The organism is Micromonospora sp. NPDC049679 (genome assembly GCF_040659735.1).
GTDB lineage: Bacteria > Actinomycetota > Actinomycetes > Mycobacteriales > Micromonosporaceae > Micromonospora_I.
In genome coordinates, this window is the sequence record NZ_JBFANZ010000004.1 from 133646 (window position 1) to 150340 (window position 16695).

Here is a 16695-nt window from a genome sequence, read left to right on the forward strand (position 1 = left end):
TCACTCACGTCGACGGAGGTCTACCATGCAGGCGGTAGCCAGCGGCTGGCACGGTGACCGACTCAGGTCGGCCCCGGTCTGGAGCACTCCGCAGCAGCGCGCCGCAGAGCGCTGGCAGACTCTCGACGGAAGGCGGGACGACCGCGATGATGTCCCGGTGACGTCCGGAACGGCTCGCCGCCGCCATCAAGCCGCGCCCCCCGAAACGAGCCATGAGGACAACCTGGTCCGGATGCTCTACGAGGAGCACGCGCGACCGCTGCTGATGTTCGTGCTCCGGCTCACCGGGGGCGACCGGCAACGGGCCGAGGACATCGTGCAGGAGACGCTGCTGCGCGCCTGGCGCAACGCGCATCGGCTCGGCGCCCAGGGCCAGCAGTCGCTCCGCCCCTGGCTGGTCACCGTGGCCCGGCGGATCGCCATCGACGACCACCGCAGCGAGCGGGCCCGGCCGGCCGAGGAATACGACCGTGACCTGGAGAGCTTCGCGGAGAGCGACAGCACCGATCGGGTGCTGCGGACGATGACGGTCACCGACGCGATGCGCACGCTGAGCCAGCCGCATCGCGAGATTCTCGTCCAGACGTACTTCCGGGGTCGGACCGTTCCAGAGGCCGCCGAGGAGCTCGGATTGCCGCTGGGCACCGCGAAATCGCGGGTCTACTACGCCTTGCGTTCGCTGCGGTCCGCCCTGCAGAAGCAGGGGGTGACGGAATGAGCCGCGCGGAGCACTGGGATGTCGGCGCGTACGCGTTGGGCGTGCTCGACGAGGCCGACGTGGAGCGCTTCGAGGGACACCTCGCGGGGTGCTGGGCCTGCGCCGCGGAGCTGGAGTCCATGCTCCCCGTCGTGGACCTGCTCTCCGACGTGGAGCTCACGGAGCTGGAGGAGTCGGAGCCACCGGGCCCGGACAGCGCGATGCTGAACCGGATGATCACGGTGGTCGCCGAGGATCGGCGTCGGCTGCGCAGCCGACGGCTGCTCGCCGCGGCGGCCGGCGTGGTGGCGATGGCCAGCCTCACCGGAGCGTCCCTCTTCGCCGGCGGGCAGTGGTTCGGCGAGTCGCCCGGCGGCGTCGTGGCCCAACCGCAGCCCACCGTGACCTCCGCGATCCCCCCGGAGTGGCGTAACGGTAAGCCCGGTCCCGGCATCGGCGGCCCGGAGGTGCCGGACGGGGCCGAGCGGTTCAGCGGCATCGACAACAGCAGCGGCGTCCGCGCCGACCTGGTGCTGGAGGCGGCGGCGTGGGGCACCCAGGTGTCGTTCGCGCTCAGCAAGCTGCCCGGGCCGATGCAGTGTCGACTCGTGGTGATGCGGGCCAGCGGCATCGCCGAGGTCCTGTCGACCTGGTCGGTGCCGGCGGCCGGCTACGGCACCGACGGTCAACCGATGCCGCTGCTGCTGCAGGCCGCGACGGCCGCGCCACGCGACGACATCGATCGGGTGCAGGTGCAGTCGGTGGATGCGAACGGCGTGGCGAAGGCACTGGTGACGGTGCCCGTCTGACGCGTTTTCCCTTCTCAGACGCTCGACCGAATTCGGGGCGCGTGGGCGGTCGCCCGCGCGCCCCGGAATCGTAGCCACCAGCATTGGGCGGCATTCGCGGCGACCACCGCGCAGACCCCCGCGATCTGCCACACGCAGCGGGCATCCGATCGGTTCAACGACCGGGTGTGAAATTGTCCACTGTCTATCAGGTAATCCGCCGGCAGGTGAGCTGCGTATTTCCCGTTGAGACCGAACGTGGACGATTGAGGGAGCGCACGTGGCACTGGTAAAGCGAACCGTCATCCTCGCCGGCACGCTGGCGGCCATGACTCTGGCGGGCTGCGCGCCGGCAGGTTACAACGCGGACGACGCCAGCGGCGCCGAGGCCCAGCCCGTGGCGAACGCGGCCGCGGAGGCGAGCGCGTCACCCGAGGCGGCCGCGGAGGCCCCGTCGGACGTCAAGCTCACCGACCAACTCGTGAACAAGTCCGTCGCCCGGATGGGCAAGGTGGTCACCGACGGGGAGGGGTGGACCCTCTACCGCTTCGACAAGGACACCAACAAGCCGCCCGCCACGAACTGCGCCGGCGAATGCGCCAAGATCTGGCCGCCGGCACTGACCGACGGCAACCCGGCTCTCTCCGGCATCGCCTCCGACAAGGTCGGCACGGTGAACCGGCAGGACGGTACGAAGCAGCTCACCCTCGACGGCTGGCCCGTCTACCGCTACGCGGGCGACGAGAAGCCGGGGCAGTGGAAGGGCCAGGGCGTCGGCGGCACGTGGTTCGTGGTGGCGCCGGACGGCAAGAAGAACCTCTCCTGCCTGCCGACCGGCACGCCGAAGGCGGTCGCCCCGCCGGCGGAGAGCGGCACCGGTGGCGACAGCGGTGCGAGCTCGGGCGGGTACACGTACTGACAGCACATCCCGTCCGCCACGACGCGGCGGCCGGCCGTTGCCAGGGAGGGCGCGGCCGGTCGTCGCCGCGTCATGGGTGGACGCCGATTACGCAGAAACAATCGCCGGACCACGGCGAGCGACATCAGGAAGAATGACACCCGGCCGGCCCGGCGATGACGGTTTTCGGCGGGGATCTGAACTCGGAACATCATCCGAACGGCTGATGCCGCGAGGTCGTCCACCTCGACATAAGTTTCTGTTAAGTGACACCTAAGACTTGCCTATTTTATTTGTAGCGAGTTGACGATTGTCCCGTCGCCTCAATACGGTTTTCTCCAGCAATCGTCAACCCATTGCCTGGGAGGTGGGAACATGGTGCCGGCATCACGGCTGCCGCGCGGGATGCGCTGGACCGCGACCGTCCTCGCCGGAATCGCCGGCGGGCTTCTCGGCGTCGTCCTCGTGGCTCCCGCGACGGCCGGGGCCGCACCCGTCGCAGCGGCGCGGGCGGCCGCCGAACCGATCAGCTCGGCGGACCAGGACCTGCTGGTCAAGGTCAAGCTCGCGGGCTTGTGGGAGCAGCCGGCCGGCCAGATGGCCGCGGAGAAGGGCGCCAACAAGCGGGTCCGCGAGATCGGCGCCGAGATCGCGAAGCAGCACGCCGAACTGGACAGGCTCACGGAGGTCGCCGCCGCGAAGGTGGGTGTGCCGCTGCCGGACGAGCCCAACGTCGATCAGCGGTTCTGGCTGCGGGAGATGACGGAGGCGTCCGGGGCACAGTTCGACACGATCTTCGTCGACCGGCTCCGCGCCGCGCACGGCAAGGTCTTCCCGGCGATCGCCACGGTCCGCTCCGGCACCCGCAACGACGTCGTCCGTGGGCTGGCGCAGGCCGCCAACGGCTTCGTGCTCAACCACCTGACCCTGCTGGAGAGCACCGGGCTGGTCGACTACCAGGGCCTGCCCCGGCCGGCCGGGCCGGCCGGGGCGCAGTACGGCACCGACGGGACCCTGCTGGAAGGGGCCGTCGCGCGGGCCAACTCCGACGGCATCAACGGCTCCATCATGACGGTCGTGCTGATCGCCGCGCTCGTCGCGGGCGCGGCCACCACGTTCCGCCTGATCCGCTCCCGCTGAACAGTTCCTGATTCTGCATCTGGTTCGGACGGCCGCATCCCTCGCCGTCCGGGAAGAAAGAGGTGGCACCACGTGAACAGATCACGACGGCAGGACATGTCGTACAGCGGCGAGAGTCGGTCGGCCCGCGGACGCATCGCGGCCGCCAAGCCGCGTACCCGCATCATCGCGGTCGCCGCCACACTGGCCGTCTTCGGTGGCATCGTCGCCGTGACGCAGGTGTCCAACGCCGGCACCCGGGGGCAACGCCCCCGGGGCGCGGTGTGCGCGACCCCCGGCGCGCCCGGCGCGACGGAGAGCCCGGCGCCGACCGTCGCGCCCGGCACCCCGCGCCCCGGCGCGAGCGCGGGAACGTACGCCGGCGAACGAGCGGGCGTGCGCCACCACATCGGTGACGGGCAGGAGCCGGCCAACGCGGAGACGCTGGCGCGGCGTGGCCGCGGGCAGGGCAACTGCACCCCGGCTCCGGGCAGCGGAAACCCCGGCTCGACCACCAGCCCCGGCACGGGCAGCGGCAACCCGGGCACCGGCAATCCGGGCGGCGGGCTGGAGATCCTCGGCAACAACTGCGAGGGCAGCCAGCGCCAGGCGCACGACGGCTTCCAGAACGGCGACCGCTGCGTGAGCACCCAGTTCGGTGAGGTCGGCAACGCCGACAAGAACCCGACGCTGCTGATCTCCTCCGCCCCGCAGCGGGTCCGGGTCAACCAGGCGTTCACGATCCGGGTCAGCACCCGCAACCTGGTCCGCGACCGGTTCCTGGCGGCCGGGCAGGGCGGCTACTACAAGGAGAGCTCGTTCCTCGACGCGAACGGCCTGGTGCGCGGGCACTTCCACAGCGCCTGCCGGATGCTGGACAGCACCCGCACCGCGCCCGACCCGGCCCCGGTGCCGGCGTTCTTCGTCGCGACCGAGGACGGTCGCGGCAGCGCCCAGCCGGACGAGGTCGCGGTGCAGATCGCGGGCCTGCCGGCCACCGGCCAGGCGCAGTGCGCGGTCTGGGCCGGCGACGGTTCGCATCGTGTGCCGATGATGCAGCGGGCCAACCAGATCCCCGCCTTCGACGTGGTACGGGTCACCGTGACCCGCTGACCCCGTCGCACCAGGAACCTTCCCGGAGCCGGAACGGAACCGCCCGCCCACCGCGCCGACGCCGCCACCCGTGAAGTGGAGAGCCGGATGACGACCGACGCGTAACCCATCCCCGGTGGACGGCTCCGTTTCACCGTTCCCCACGGTGCGGCCCGGCCGCGCCCCCGACGGCAGGAGGGAGGTGCCCGCGCAACAAGCGCGCCGGGTCGACAGACACGCAGATGGCTCCGGAAGGCGGCGCCGGGACGGGCGGGTGCTGCGCGACAACGACGTCGACGCGGTGTTCCTCGACATCCGCATGCCGGGGTGCAACCGACGGACGTCTGGCTGGAGATCACCGAGCACAGTTCGATCCGGACGGACGTGACCGTGGTTGGATCTTCAACCGTGTGAACACGTCCTTGATCGACGCGAAAGTCCTTGATCGACGGGGAGCGCAGCGAGCGCGCCCTGCGGCATGTGCGCGTGTGCGGTCAGCCTTCGACGCCGAGGCGGGCCAGGATCAGGTCCCGTACCGTCTTGGCGTCCGCCTGCCCGCGCGTGGTCTTCATGACCGCACCGACCAGGGCGCCGGCCGCCGCCACCTTGCCGTCCCGGATCTTGTCGGCGATGGCGGGGTTGGCCGCGATCGCCTCGTCCACGGCCGCGGTGAGCGCGCCGGTGTCGGAGACAACGCCCAGGCCGCGCGCCGACATGATCTCGGTCGGCGTGCCCTCCCCGGCGACGACCCCCTCCAGCACGGCGCGGGCCAGCTTGTCGTTGAGCTTGCCCTCGTCGACCAGGCGCTGCAGCTCGGCCACGTGCGCCGGGGTCGCTCCGACGGCGGCGAGCTCGACGCCGGACTCGTTGGCCCGACGGGCGAGCTCACCCAGCCACCACTTGCGCGCGCCGGCCGGCGTGGCGCCCGCGGCCACGGTCTCCTCGATCAGCTCGACCGCACCGGCGTTGAGCACCGACTGCATGTCGAGGTCGCTCAGGCCCCACTGCTCCTGCAGCCGCCGGCGGTGCAGCCGCGGCAGCTCCGGCAGGGCGCTCTTCAGCTCCGCGACCCATGCCGGGTCCGGGGCGATCGGCACCAGGTCGGGCTCGGGGAAGTAGCGGTAGTCCGTGGCGGTCTCCTTGGACCGACCCGGGGTGGTGTCGCCGGTGTCCTCGTGGAAGTGCCGCGTCTCCTGGACGATCCGGCCACCGGCGTCGAGGACGGCCGCCTGCCGCAGGATCTCCGACCGCACCGCCCGCTCGACGCTGCGCAGGGAGTTGACGTTCTTGGTCTCGGTGCGGGTGCCCCACTCGGCGCCCGGGAGGTTGAGCGAGGTGTTCACGTCGCAGCGGAGCGAGCCCTGCTCCATCCGCACATCGGAGACGTGGAGCGTGCGGATCACGTCGCGCAACTCGGTGACGTAGGCGCGCGCCACGGCCGGGGCGTTCGCACCCGTGCCCGGGATCGGCTTGGTGACGATCTCGACGAGCGGGATGCCGGCCCGGTTGTAGTCGACCAGCGACTCGGTGGCGCCGTGGATGCGCCCGGTCGCGCCGCCGACGTGCAGCGTCTTGCCGGTGTCCTCTTCCATGTGCACGCGCTCGATCTCGATGCGCACGAGCTCGCCGTCGACCTCCACGTCGAGCCAGCCGTCGACGCAGATCGGCTCGTCGTACTGGCTGGTCTGGAAGTTCTTCGGCATGTCCGGGTAGAAGTAGTTCTTGCGCGCGAAGCGGCACCAGTCGGCGATCGAGCAGTTGAGCGCGAGACCGATCCGGATCGTCGCCTCGATCGCCGCCTTGTTGGCGACCGGCAGGGCGCCGGGCAGGCCGAGGCAGACGGGGCAGACCTGGGTGTTGGGCTCGGCGCCGAACTCGGTCGGACAGCCGCAGAACATCTTGGTGTTCGTGCCCAGCTCGACGTGGGTCTCCAGGCCGATCACCGGCTCGTAGCGCTCGACGACATCGTCGTACGTGGGCAGCGCGGTCGTGCTCATCAACGCTCCTGCTCGCAGCGGCATCCGGACAGAACGTGCTCAAGCCTATCGGCTCGCCCGCGCCAGCCTGCGCGGGGTTTCGCGCGGAGGCCGTCGCGTCGGTCACGACGCGTCAAGCCACCGACCCGCCATGATCCCGACGATCTTGGAGTTGTGGCGCGACCCGCGTCTGCCACGCGGCCAAGATCGTCGGGATGGGACGGCTACAGGGCCGGCGGCGTGAGCGTGCCGATCGCCGACTCCAGCGCGGCGGCGACCCGGTACATCCGGTCGTCGGCCATCGTCGGCGCCATCACCTGCAGACCCACCGGCAGCCCCTCCGACAGCCCGCACGGCACCGAGATGGCCGGACCGCCGTAGAGGTTGGTCGGGATCGTGTAGAGGTCGGCCAGGTACATCTGGTACGGATCCGAGGTGCGCGCGCCCAGCGGGAACGCCACGAACGGCGTGGTCGGCGAAATCAGCGCGTCGACCTGCTCGAACGCCGCGGTGAAGTCGCGGGTGATGAGCGTGCGCACCTTCTGCGCCTGCCCGTAGTAGGCGTCGTAGTAGCCGCTCGACAGCGCGTAGGTGCCGAGCATGATCCGCCGCTTGACCTCCGGACCGAAGCCCGCGTCGCGGGTCAGCGACATAACCTCCTCCAGCGACTTCACCCCGTCGTCGCCGACACGCAGCCCGAACCGGACCCCGTCGAAGCGGGCCAGGTTGGACGAGCACTCGCTCGGCGCGATCAGGTAGTACGCCGGCAGGGCGTACTCGAAGTGCGGGCAGGAGACCTCGACCACCTCGGCGCCGAGCTTGGTCAGCGCGTCGACCGCATCGCGGAACGCGGCCATCACGCCGGGCTCCGCCCCCTCGCCGGCGAACTGGGTGACCAGGCCGAGCTTCATCCCGGTGAGGTCGCCGGTCGCGCCGCGCCGGGCGGCCTCCACGACCGCCGGCACCGGGGCGGGGATCGACGTCGAGTCGCGCGGGTCATGCCCCGCGATCACGGCGTGCAGCAGCGCGGCGTCCTCGACCGTCCGGGCACACGGCCCCGGGGTGTCGAGCGACGACGAGAAGGCGATGAGGCCGTAGCGGGAGGTGCCGCCGTACGTCGGCTTCGCCCCGACCGTTCCGGTCACGGCGCCGGGCTGGCGGATCGACCCGCCGGTGTCGGTGCCGATCGCGAGCGGCGCCTCGTAGGCGGAGATCGCCGCGGAGCTGCCGCCACCGGAGCCGCCCGGGATCCGGGTCAGGTCCCACGGGTTGTAGGACGGCCCGTAGGCGGAGTATTCGGTCGACGAGCCCATCGCGAACTCGTCCATGTTGGTCTTGCCGAGCATCGGCATGCCGGCCGCACGCAGCCGCTCGACGATCGTCGCATCGTACGGCGGGCGCCAGCCCTCAAGGATCTTCGAGCCGGCGGTGGTCGGCACACCGCGCGTGGTGACCACGTCCTTCACCGCGATCGGCACGCCGGCGAGCGGCCCGAGGGCCTCGCCGGCGGCGCGACGGGCGTCGACCGCCCGGGCGGCGTCGAGCGCGCCCTCGCTGTCGACGTGCAGGAAGGCGTGCACCCGGTCGTCGACGGCCGCGATGCGGTCGAGGTGCGCCCGGGTCACCTCAACCGCCGAGGCGTCGCCGCCGGCGATGAGGGCCGCGATCTGCGTCGCGGTCATCCTGGTCAGCTCGCTCACGCTCAGACCTCCTCGTCCAGGATGCGCGGTACGCGGAACCGCTCGTCCGCCACGTCCGGCGCGCCCGCGAGCGCGTCCTCGCGACTCAACCCCGGCACCACCACGTCCTCGCGGAGCACGTTGGTCAACGGCACCGAATGCGAGGTGGGCGGGATGTCCCCGGCGGTCACCTCGCCGACCCGGGCGACCGCCTGGAGGATCACATCGAGCTGGCCGGCGAAGGTCTCCAGCTCTTCCTCGGTCACGGCGAGCCGCGACAGGCGCGCCAGGTGCGCGACCTCCTCGCGGGAGATGGCAGCCATCCTGCCCCCTTGTGCGCTGGTGATGAGTGTGTCGGGTCCGGGTCAGGCGCAGCGTGGATCCGCGCCGTGACCCGAGCGAGTCTATTTGTCCCGCTCCGGGGAGCGTGCTCCGACTCCCCCGGATCAGTTCAACGGGGGCGGGCCGGGGTTGAGGGGACGGTACCGGGCGAGCCAGGTCACCAACTCGTCGGCGGGCATCGGCCGGGCGTAGAACCAGCCCTGCGCGACGTGGCAGCCGGCGTTGTGCAGCAGCCGCCACGTCCGCTCGTCCTCGACCCCCTCCGCGACCACCCGCAGCCCCAGCGCGCGGGCCAGGTCGATGATCGACCGCACGATCGCCGCGTCCTCCGCGTCGAGCGCCATGCCGAGGACGAACGACCGGTCGACCTTCACCTCCGCGAGCGGCAACCGGCGCAGATGCTGCATCGAGGAGTAGCCGGTGCCGAAGTCGTCCAATGCGATCTTCACGCCGATCTTGTCGAGCTGGGAGATGGTCGCGAGGACCCGCCGCGGGTCAGCCATCAACGCGCCCTCGGTGATCTCCAGTTGCAGCTGCCCGGCCGGTACGCCGTACCGCGACAGCCGCTCGGCGATCTGCTCGGCGATCTCGCCGGTGTGCAGGTCGCGCACGCTGACGTTGAGCGCGGCCCGCAGGTGCACCCCGGCGGCGGCCCACTTGGCGAGCTGCTCCACCACGTCATCGACCACCCGGCGGGTCAGCAGGCGCATCACCGCGCTCTGCTCCGCGACCTTGATCAGCTCCTCGGGATCGACCATGCCGCGCTGCGGGTGCCGCCAGCGCAGCAGCGCCTCGACCCCGACCACCTCGCCGGTGTCGATCTGGACCTGCGGTTGGTAGTACATGGTGATCTCACCGCCCCGACCGCTCGCCTCCGCGCTGTGCGCCCCGCCCGGGTCCAGCACGCGGCGCAGGTCGGCGAGGAGGCTCAGCCGCTCCGGCGAATTGTGGTCGGACTCCGGGGAGTAGACGGCCGAGGCGTCACCGCGGTGCTTCGCGTCGTACATCGCCACGTCGGCGTGGCGCATCAGCGTGGCGAAATCCTCGCCGTGCTGGGGGTAGAGCGCGATGCCGATCGACCCCCCGACGTCGAGTGGCAGCCCGTCGATCGCCACCGGCTCGGAGAGCGCGGCGATCACCTCGTCGGCGAGGTGCCGCGCGTCGTCGGTGCCGGCCAGGCGGGTAGCGAGGATCGCGAACTCGTCGCCGCCCAGGCGCGCCACGACATCCTGCCGGCGTACGGTCGCCGAGATCCGGTTGCCGACCTCGACCAGCAGCCGGTCGCCGACCGTGTGCCCCAGCGCGTCGTTGACGTGCTTGAACCGGTCGAGGTCGAGCAGGAGCAACGCGAGGTGCCGGTCGTGCGCCCCCTTCGTCGCCTGCTCCGCGTGGATCGGCACCTGCTCGGCCACCTCGCCGAGCAGCGCCTTGCGGTTGGCCAGGCCGGTGAGCGGATCGAGTCGGGCCAACTGCTCCTGCTCGGCGGAGAGCCGGGCCATCCGGTAGACCGCGTAGAGCGGCACCAGGACCAGCGGCACGAGCGCGGCGCTGGCGTGGGCCGCGGCCATGAGCACGGGGGCGAGCAGCAGCAGTGCCCCGGTCGAGAGCAGCTCGAACGCGAGCCCGTGCTGGAAGGTCGGCCACCACTGGCCGCCGAAGCGCAGCCGCACGGCGATGGTCACGGTGCCGTACTTGACGGCGAACCACGCCGCGGCCGCCGCGGCGACCACCGTCACGTCCGTCCACTTCGGTGGCCCGTCCGTGACGAAGGCGCGGTCGCCGGCGAGGCGGATCACCGCGTCGGCGGCCGAGAGCGCGAGCGCGTACTGGGCGATGTTGAAGACCGCGCGCCACAGCGTGTGCCGCAGCCGCCAGGCGGAGACGGCGACCGCCGCGGCCTGCACCGCGATCGCGGGCGCGGTCCCCCAGGCCAGCAGAATCGCGAAGGTGAAGCATATGGAGGGGAATACCGCCGAACTCTGCCGACGACCCGGCGGGGTGAATGGCCGCGCGTCGCAGACCACCGCCAACGCGCCCATTACCCAGAAGGCCGGCGGCAGCGCGGCGAGTTGATTCGGCAGGTCCAGCAACGGTACGGCGGAGACGACGGCGGCCGCCGCAATGACCGGCCAGACAAAGCTGAAGAACGTCACCGCCCGCTCGGAGGGAACGGAGTTCCGCAGCACGGCGGCCTCCATGCGACCTCCCGACATCTATCGGCCGACGCAGCCCACCGCCACGTCCCTGAACCGCTCCACCAAACGCTCCCACCATAGGAGTGCGAGGGTCTAGAGGCACGAATGGGACGTTGTCGTGACTAACTTGAGATACGTGGCAAGTTGCCGCCAAAATTCATGTTCACGTTGCATTAACTGAGCGATTACTCCTCGCTACTTTGTGCAACTTTACGTGCCGCTTCCGCGCCCTGGGACAGCAATGTCGCAAAGCCCGCCTCGTCGAGGACGGGGATTTTCAACGAGACCGCCTTATCGTATTTCGACCCCGGGTTCTCGCCGACCACCACGAAACTCGTCTTCTTCGATACCGAGCCGCTCACCTTGCCGCCGCGCGACTGCAGCGCCTCGGCCGCCTCGTCCCGCGAATAGCCGGCCAGCGAGCCGGTCACCACGACCGTGACGCCCTCCAGCGGGCGCGGACCCTCGTCGCCTCCCTCCTCGACCAGCCGCACCCCGGCCGCCCGCCACCGCTCCACGATCTCCCGCGCGCGCGGCATCGCGAACCAGTCCGCCGCCGCGGCCGCGATCGCCGGACCGACACCCTCGACCGCCACCAGTTCATCGAGCGGCGCGGCGGCGATCGCGTCGACCGACCGGAAGTGCCGGGCCAGCGCCTGCGCGGCGACCGGACCGACGTGCCGGATCGAGAAGGCGACGATGATCCGCCACAACGGGCGCTGCTTGACCGTTTCCAGGTTGAGCAGCAGGGTGTGCGCGTTGGCGCTCAGGGTGCCGTCCTGGTTGCGGAAGAACTCCACCCGGGCGAGCGCCTCGGCGTCCAGATCGAACAGATCACCGATGCTCGTCACCGCGCCGGAGTCGACCAGCGCGATCGCCGCCCGTTCACCGAGCGCCTCGATGTCCAGGACCCCGCGCCCGGCGATGTACTCGAGCTTGCGGGTCAGCTGCGCCGGGCAGTCAAGGTTGGGGCAGCGGATGTCCGCGTCGCCCTCCTTCTCGTAGCGCAGCTCCGTGCCGCACTCCGGGCAGTGGGTCGGCATCTCGAAAGCCCGCTCGGAACCGTCACGCAGATCGACGACCGGACTGACCACCTCGGGGATCACGTCGCCGGCCTTGCGGATCACCACCGTGTCGCCGATCAGCACGCCCTTGCGCGCCACCTCACCCGCGTTGTGGAGGGTGGCGAAGCCGACCGTCGAGCCGGCGACCTTGACCGGCTCCAACACCGCGTACGGAGTGACCCGTCCGGTGCGCCCGACGTTGACCTTGACGTCGAGGAGCTTCGTGTTGACCTCCTCCGGCGGGTACTTGAACGCGATCGCCCAACGCGGCGCCCGGCTGGTCGAGCCCAACCGGCGCTGGATCGACACCTCGTCGACCTTCACCACCACACCGTCGATCTCGTGCTCGACCGCGTGCCGGTGCTCCGCGAAGTAGGCGATGAACCCGCGCACCCCGTCGAGGTCCGGAACCACCTTCCAGCGCCTGCTGGTCGGCAGGCCCCAACTCGCCAGCGTCTCGTACGCCGCGGACTGCCGGGCCGGCTCGAAGCCGCGCCGGGCGCCGAGGCCGTGCACCACCATGCGCAGCGGACGCGAGGCGGTGATCCGCGGGTCCTTCTGCCGCAGCGAACCCGCCGCCGCGTTGCGCGGATTGGCGAAGGGGGCCTTGCCCTGCTCCACGAGGGTGGCGTTGAGCCCACCGAACGCCTCGACCGGGAAGTAGATCTCGCCGCGGACCTCCACCAGCTCCGGCACCTCGCCGGACAGCTGCTCGGGGATCTCCCGGATCGTCCGTACGTTGGGCGTGATGTCCTCACCGGTCCGACCGTCACCGCGGGTCGCGGCGCGGACCAGCCGACCCCGCTCATAGGTGAGGTTGATGGCGAGCCCGTCGACCTTCAGCTCGCACAGGTAGGAGACCGGACCGCCGGCGTCCCGCTCGACCCGCTCCGCCCAGCCGGCGAGCTCCTCGTCGTCGAACGCGTTGTCGAGGCTCATCATCCGTTCGGCGTGGGTCACCGGCGCGAACTGCGTCGCGTACGCGTAGCCGACCCGCTGGGTGGGCGAGTCCGGCGTGCGCAGCGCGGGGAACCGCTCCTCCAGCGTCGTCAGCTCACGGATGAGCCCGTCGTACTGGGCGTCGGAGACCTCCGGCGCGTCGAGCACGTGGTAGCGGAACTGGTGACGGTCGATCTCCTCGGCCAGCGCGGCGTGCCGCTCCCGCGCCTCCGGGGTGGGCTCCACCCCGGCCAACGCCTCTTGCGCGGCTGTGACCTGCTGCGGGACGGCTTCCTCAGACACCAATGACCTCCGTGCTCGCGGTTCTCCCGGCACCGTATCCGCCCCGGCCGACATCCTGCCCATGTGCCGTCCCGCCCCGGCGCGTCGCGCCCCCGCACCGCGATCTCCGCCCGCCCGGTCGCCCCGCCCGCGGCCGTCCCGACCCCGTTGACGTCGATCAAGGGCGCGTTCGCATGCGTTGATCTCCGATCGTGTGCATATGTCCTTGATCGACGGGGCATCCCTCGCGCCCCGCACGGCCCAGCCGAGCGTGCGAGGATCGCGGTTCGAACCGACGATGTGCGACGCGGCGTCACGCCGGAACGGACATCCGCGACTGGGGAGGCGCAATGTCGCAATGGCTGCCATGGCTGGTCGGCGTCGCCGCCGTGCTGCTGACACTGGCCGGGGGCGTGACGGCGCGGAACCGTCGCGGTCGCGGGACCCCTCCGACCAAAGGGCCCCGCCCGGGACCACCGCCCCGCCCGCGCGGCACCCGCCCACCGCGGGGCACGACCTCGCCGCGGGGCACCACACGGCAGCGCGGCGCCACGCCGGCGACCGCCCCGACGCGACAACGCGGCGGATCGCGTACGGCCACCGTCCAACCGCGTCCCGGCGAGATCTGGTGGGCCGACGTCCCCTACGAGGACGGCAGCGGATCGAAGGTGCGCCCCTGCCTGGTGCTGCGCAGCGGGAACGGTGGCGTCGAGGTGCTGAAGATCACCAGCCAGGACAAGAGCGACCGCACGGACCACGTGCGGATTCCCACCAGGGAGTGGGACCCCAGCGCGGACCACGACAGCTTCCTGGACCTGACCGATCCGATCCGGGTCGCCCCGGCGGCCTTCGAGGACCGGGCCGGGACCTGCGACGGACCCCTCTGGGCGCAGGTGCGCAAGCTGCACGGCGTGACGCGCTGACGGACCGGCCCCCCCTTACGGTGAGGGTGTGATGGCGCTGCCATCTGCCCTGTGCCGTAAGCGCCCCTGTCCGGGGCGTCCAGTGCTTACGCCCCGCAGTTGCGGGGCCGGCTGGTTCCTGCTTCGCCGGGCGGCACCACCGTGACCTGACTGGTCGCGACTGACACCCGCCCTCCACAGGCATGAGACCTTGCGATCCCTGACGGGCCGCCCGGGTGGCGGTCCCCGACCTGGGCATCCAAGCAGGGACACAGGCCCAACTCGTGCTCGCCCCAGGCGGCGAGGTTCGCGGCGGCGTTGACGTCCCGGTCACAGACCAGGCCGCACGCGCCGCAGCGGTAGGTGCGTTCGGCGAGGGTGAGCTTGGATTTCGCTACACCGCACGCAGAGCACGTCTTCGACGAGGCGAACCACCGGTCCGCCGGCAGGCTCCGCCCGCCGTGGCGGACGGTCTTGTACTTGAGCTGCCGGGCCAGCTCGGCCCAGCCCTGATCGCCGATCGCCTGTGCCAGGGCACGGTTGCGCATCAGGTTCGCCGTCTTCAGTCCCTCCACGACAACCACGGCGTGGTCGCGGGCGACCCGGGCGGTGAACGTGTGCAGCGCGTTCGCGCGTACGGCCGCGACCCGGGCAGACACTGGCCGAGCCGGGTGACGGCCTTGTGCCGGTTCGCCGAGCCCTTCTCCGCGCGGGACACCGCGCGTTGTAGGTGTTTGACGTGGCGCAGCGCGTCGCGCAGCGCCCGCACCGCGGGCAGCTCGTTGACGAGCTGCCGACCGCTGGTGGCCACCACAGCGGCGGTCTTCACCCCACGGTCGACGCCTACCACCGGCCCGGCCGGCGTGCTGTGCTGGTCGGCCGGCACCCTGAGTTCACCGCCGTAGCAGATGGTGGCGTACCAGCGCCCGTCGGAGTGACGGGCCACGTTGATGTTGACCAGCCGGGCGTGGCCGCGGCGCCACACGACGGTGATGATGACGCATGGGTACGACAGTGCATCACACCCTCACCGTAAGGGGGGCGGACCGGTCAGCGAAGGTCGACGAGCCGGAACGCCGCGACGCCGGCACACCACAGAAACACGATCGCCGCCAGCGCGAGCACGATCACCAACGCGAACATCCGGTATCGCCGCAGCGTCGCCCAGAGCCGGGCCAGCCGGCGACGCCGGGGCCGCACCGCCCGGCCCCGGCGATACAGGCCGGCCGGCGGGGCGTCACGTCGCTCACTCATCACCGGCAGGCTATCCAGCCCGCCGCGACGACCCGCCGGGATTACCGGTAGACCATCGGATCGGTCAGGCCTCCCAGACCAGACAGAACGGGTGGTTCGCCGGGTCCGCGTAGACCCGGAAGTCGTCGCCCTCCCCCGGCAGCCGCTTGGCGCCCAAGGCCAGCACCTTGGCCTCCGCCGCGTCGACGTCGTCGACCATCACGTCGAAGTGGAACTGCTGCGGCCGCTCCGGGTCGGGCCAGCGCGGCTCGCGCAGGTCGGGCGCCTGCTGGAACGCGACCCGGCTGGAACCGCCCTCGATCACCACCCAGTCGCCGCTGTCGCTGACGACCGGCAGGCCGAGCAGCTCGCTGTAGAACCCGGCGAGGGCCCGGGGGTCCGGGCAGTCGATCACCACGTTGTAGAGACGTCCAATCATGCCCGTCATCATGACTGCCGGGTCCGACGGTTGCCGGACGGTCAATCCGCCTCGTAGAGCCGGCGGCCGGCGTCCCGGCACGCGGCGAGCACCGCGCGGGCGTACTCGACGGGGGCCCCGGCCAGCCCGCAGGCCGGCGTGACGACGACCTGCCGGGCCAACTGGGTGGCGGGGAAGCTGAGGCGGTCCCAGACCTGCCGTACGCGCTGGGCGACCTGCGCCGACGACGGCGCGCGACCGCCCGGCGGCGGCAGCGCCGGCGCGGCCCCGGCGAGCAGGCCGAGCCCGGCGTCGAGCGCCTCACCGAGCGGGTCGAGGCGCTCGATCAGATCCAGGTCGAGCGCGACGGCGACGGCCCCGGACGCCTGGATGAGATCCAGCGGTACGTCGGGGGCGCAGCAGTGCACGATCAGCGGTACGCCGATGGCGTCCACGATTCGGCGCAGCGCGTCGGCGGCGGTGCTCCCCTCGACCGAACGGTAGCTGTGCAGCCCGCTCTCCGTCGGTACCCGGCCGAGGAGCACCGTGGGCAGCGACGGCTCGTCGAGTTGCAGCACGACGGTGGCGCCGGGAACGCGGCGGGCGACGTCGGCGACGTGGCCGCGCAGCCCCTCGGCGAGGGACTCGGTGAGATCGCGCACCGCGCCCGGGTCCCGCAGCACCCGGCCACCGAGCCCGAGGTCGAGGCCGGCCGCGAGCGTCCACGGCCCGGCGGCCTGGAGCTTGAGCGGCCCGGTGAACCCCTCGGCCTGTTCGGTGAGCTCGTCCAGATCGCGCTCGCGCAGATCGAGCGCGCGCCGCAGGTCCCGACCGGGGCGCGAGGCGACGCGCCAGGCGCCCGCGTAGAGCTCGACCGGAAGGTCGACGAGGAACGTGGCGGAACGGCCGATGAGGTCGGCGCCGGCACCGCGATCGGGCAGCTCGGGAAGATGGGGAAAATCGGGCAGCTCACCCAGCACGATTCGCTGTGCCTCGGCGGTGTCGGTGCCGGGCAGCGAGCCGATCCCGGTCGCCGATCCGGCGGGCCACGGCCATGTTTGCTCGGTCACG

At 71.6% G+C, this 16695-nt stretch carries 16 protein-coding genes; 6 read left to right on the plus strand and 10 right to left on the minus strand.

Features of this window, described 5'->3' with window-relative positions; translation table 11 throughout:
* Positions 1–25: 25 nt before the first annotated feature.
* From AB0J06_RS04710 to AB0J06_RS04730, 5 genes are all read left to right on the plus strand, one after another.
* Entirely contained in the window at positions 26–718 is a 693-nt protein-coding gene (locus AB0J06_RS04710) for a sigma-70 family RNA polymerase sigma factor (RefSeq protein ID WP_357424619.1), read from the plus strand.
* Positions 715–1506 (plus strand): zf-HC2 domain-containing protein, encoded by a 792-nt coding sequence (locus tag AB0J06_RS04715; RefSeq protein WP_357424621.1) that lies wholly within the window; start codon positions 715–717, stop codon positions 1504–1506. The genes AB0J06_RS04710 and AB0J06_RS04715 overlap by 4 nt, the downstream gene beginning before the upstream one ends.
* Positions 1507–1765: 259 nt before the next feature.
* Positions 1766–2404 carry a hypothetical protein gene (locus AB0J06_RS04720; protein ID WP_357424623.1) on the plus strand — a complete coding sequence of 213 codons (639 nt, stop codon included), beginning with the start codon at positions 1766–1768 and terminating at the stop codon, positions 2402–2404.
* A gap of 354 nt (positions 2405–2758) precedes the next feature.
* Positions 2759–3523 carry a DUF4142 domain-containing protein gene (locus AB0J06_RS04725; protein ID WP_357424625.1) on the plus strand — a complete coding sequence of 255 codons (765 nt, stop codon included), beginning with the start codon at positions 2759–2761 and terminating at the stop codon, positions 3521–3523.
* Positions 3524–3595: 72 nt separating this feature from the next.
* On the plus strand, positions 3596–4615 hold the full coding sequence (locus AB0J06_RS04730; RefSeq protein ID WP_357424627.1) for a Pecanex-like protein 1: 1020 nt from the start codon (positions 3596–3598) through the stop codon (positions 4613–4615).
* Positions 4616–5088: 473 nt separating this feature from the next.
* Here the strand turns inward: AB0J06_RS04730 and gatB are convergent, their stop codons facing one another.
* From gatB to ligA, 5 genes are all read right to left on the minus strand, one after another.
* The gene (gene gatB, locus AB0J06_RS04735) at positions 5089–6591 is read right to left on the minus strand and encodes an Asp-tRNA(Asn)/Glu-tRNA(Gln) amidotransferase subunit GatB (RefSeq protein ID WP_357424629.1); all 1503 of its coding nucleotides are present in this window, start codon (positions 6589–6591) and stop codon (positions 5089–5091) included.
* A gap of 203 nt (positions 6592–6794) precedes the next feature.
* Complete coding sequence (gene gatA / locus AB0J06_RS04740) at positions 6795–8270, minus strand: Asp-tRNA(Asn)/Glu-tRNA(Gln) amidotransferase subunit GatA (RefSeq protein WP_357424631.1); 1476 nt, start codon at positions 8268–8270, stop codon at positions 6795–6797.
* Between the two features lie 2 nt (positions 8271–8272).
* Complete coding sequence (gene gatC, locus AB0J06_RS04745) at positions 8273–8572, minus strand: Asp-tRNA(Asn)/Glu-tRNA(Gln) amidotransferase subunit GatC (protein WP_357424635.1); 300 nt, start codon at positions 8570–8572, stop codon at positions 8273–8275.
* A gap of 123 nt (positions 8573–8695) precedes the next feature.
* Positions 8696–10789 (minus strand): EAL domain-containing protein, encoded by a 2094-nt coding sequence (locus AB0J06_RS04750; protein ID WP_357424637.1) that lies wholly within the window; start codon positions 10787–10789, stop codon positions 8696–8698.
* Positions 10790–10971: 182 nt separating this feature from the next.
* Positions 10972–13092 carry an NAD-dependent DNA ligase LigA gene (ligA, locus tag AB0J06_RS04755; RefSeq protein WP_357424639.1) on the minus strand — a complete coding sequence of 707 codons (2121 nt, stop codon included), beginning with the start codon at positions 13090–13092 and terminating at the stop codon, positions 10972–10974.
* Positions 13093–13421: 329 nt separating this feature from the next.
* Here ligA and AB0J06_RS04760 point away from each other — a divergent pair, with 329 nt between their 5' ends.
* Positions 13422–13994, plus strand: coding sequence for a type II toxin-antitoxin system PemK/MazF family toxin (locus AB0J06_RS04760; protein WP_357424641.1), 573 nt, complete (start codon positions 13422–13424; stop codon positions 13992–13994).
* A gap of 86 nt (positions 13995–14080) precedes the next feature.
* Here AB0J06_RS04760 and AB0J06_RS04765 read toward each other — a convergent pair whose 3' ends face one another.
* The 5 genes from AB0J06_RS04765 to AB0J06_RS04785 all read right to left on the minus strand — a co-directional run bounded on the left by AB0J06_RS04765 (position 14081) and on the right by AB0J06_RS04785 (position 16694).
* Positions 14081–14632: an RNA-guided endonuclease TnpB family protein gene (locus AB0J06_RS04765; protein WP_357424643.1), complete on the minus strand. Its 552-nt coding sequence runs from the start codon at positions 14630–14632 to the stop codon at positions 14081–14083.
* A complete protein-coding gene (locus AB0J06_RS04770; protein ID WP_357424644.1) occupies positions 14536–14958 on the minus strand; it encodes a hypothetical protein in 423 nt (140 codons plus the stop codon). The genes AB0J06_RS04765 and AB0J06_RS04770 overlap by 97 nt, the downstream gene beginning before the upstream one ends.
* Positions 14959–15023: 65 nt before the next feature.
* Positions 15024–15227, minus strand: a complete 204-nt coding sequence (locus AB0J06_RS04775) for a hypothetical protein (RefSeq protein ID WP_357424646.1) — start codon at positions 15225–15227, stop codon at positions 15024–15026.
* A 64-nt stretch (positions 15228–15291) separates the two neighbouring features.
* Positions 15292–15645 (minus strand): VOC family protein, encoded by a 354-nt coding sequence (locus AB0J06_RS04780; RefSeq protein ID WP_357424648.1) that lies wholly within the window; start codon positions 15643–15645, stop codon positions 15292–15294.
* Between the two features lie 41 nt (positions 15646–15686).
* The gene (locus AB0J06_RS04785; protein ID WP_357424650.1) at positions 15687–16694 is read right to left on the minus strand and encodes a methionine synthase; all 1008 of its coding nucleotides are present in this window, start codon (positions 16692–16694) and stop codon (positions 15687–15689) included.
* Between the last annotated feature and the right edge of the window lies 1 nt (position 16695).

What these genes read in the sequence shown, in the direction of transcription:
- AB0J06_RS04775 (WP_357424646.1), bottom strand. Translation starts at nt 15,227, where the DNA reads ATGAGTGAGCGACGTGACGCCCCGCCGGCCGGCCTGTATCGCCGGGGC.
- AB0J06_RS04725 (WP_357424625.1), top strand. Translation starts at nt 2,759, where the DNA reads ATGGTGCCGGCATCACGGCTGCCGCGCGGGATGCGCTGGACCGCGACC.
- AB0J06_RS04760 (WP_357424641.1), top strand. Translation starts at nt 13,422, where the DNA reads ATGTCGCAATGGCTGCCATGGCTGGTCGGCGTCGCCGCCGTGCTGCTG.
- AB0J06_RS04780 (WP_357424648.1), bottom strand. Translation starts at nt 15,645, where the DNA reads ATGATTGGACGTCTCTACAACGTGGTGATCGACTGCCCGGACCCCCGG.
- AB0J06_RS04715 (WP_357424621.1), top strand. Translation starts at nt 715, where the DNA reads ATGAGCCGCGCGGAGCACTGGGATGTCGGCGCGTACGCGTTGGGCGTG.
- AB0J06_RS04710 (WP_357424619.1), top strand. Translation starts at nt 26, where the DNA reads ATGCAGGCGGTAGCCAGCGGCTGGCACGGTGACCGACTCAGGTCGGCC.
- gatB (WP_357424629.1), bottom strand. Translation starts at nt 6,591, where the DNA reads ATGAGCACGACCGCGCTGCCCACGTACGACGATGTCGTCGAGCGCTAC.
- gatC (WP_357424635.1), bottom strand. Translation starts at nt 8,572, where the DNA reads ATGGCTGCCATCTCCCGCGAGGAGGTCGCGCACCTGGCGCGCCTGTCG.
- AB0J06_RS04750 (WP_357424637.1), bottom strand. Translation starts at nt 10,789, where the DNA reads ATGGAGGCCGCCGTGCTGCGGAACTCCGTTCCCTCCGAGCGGGCGGTG.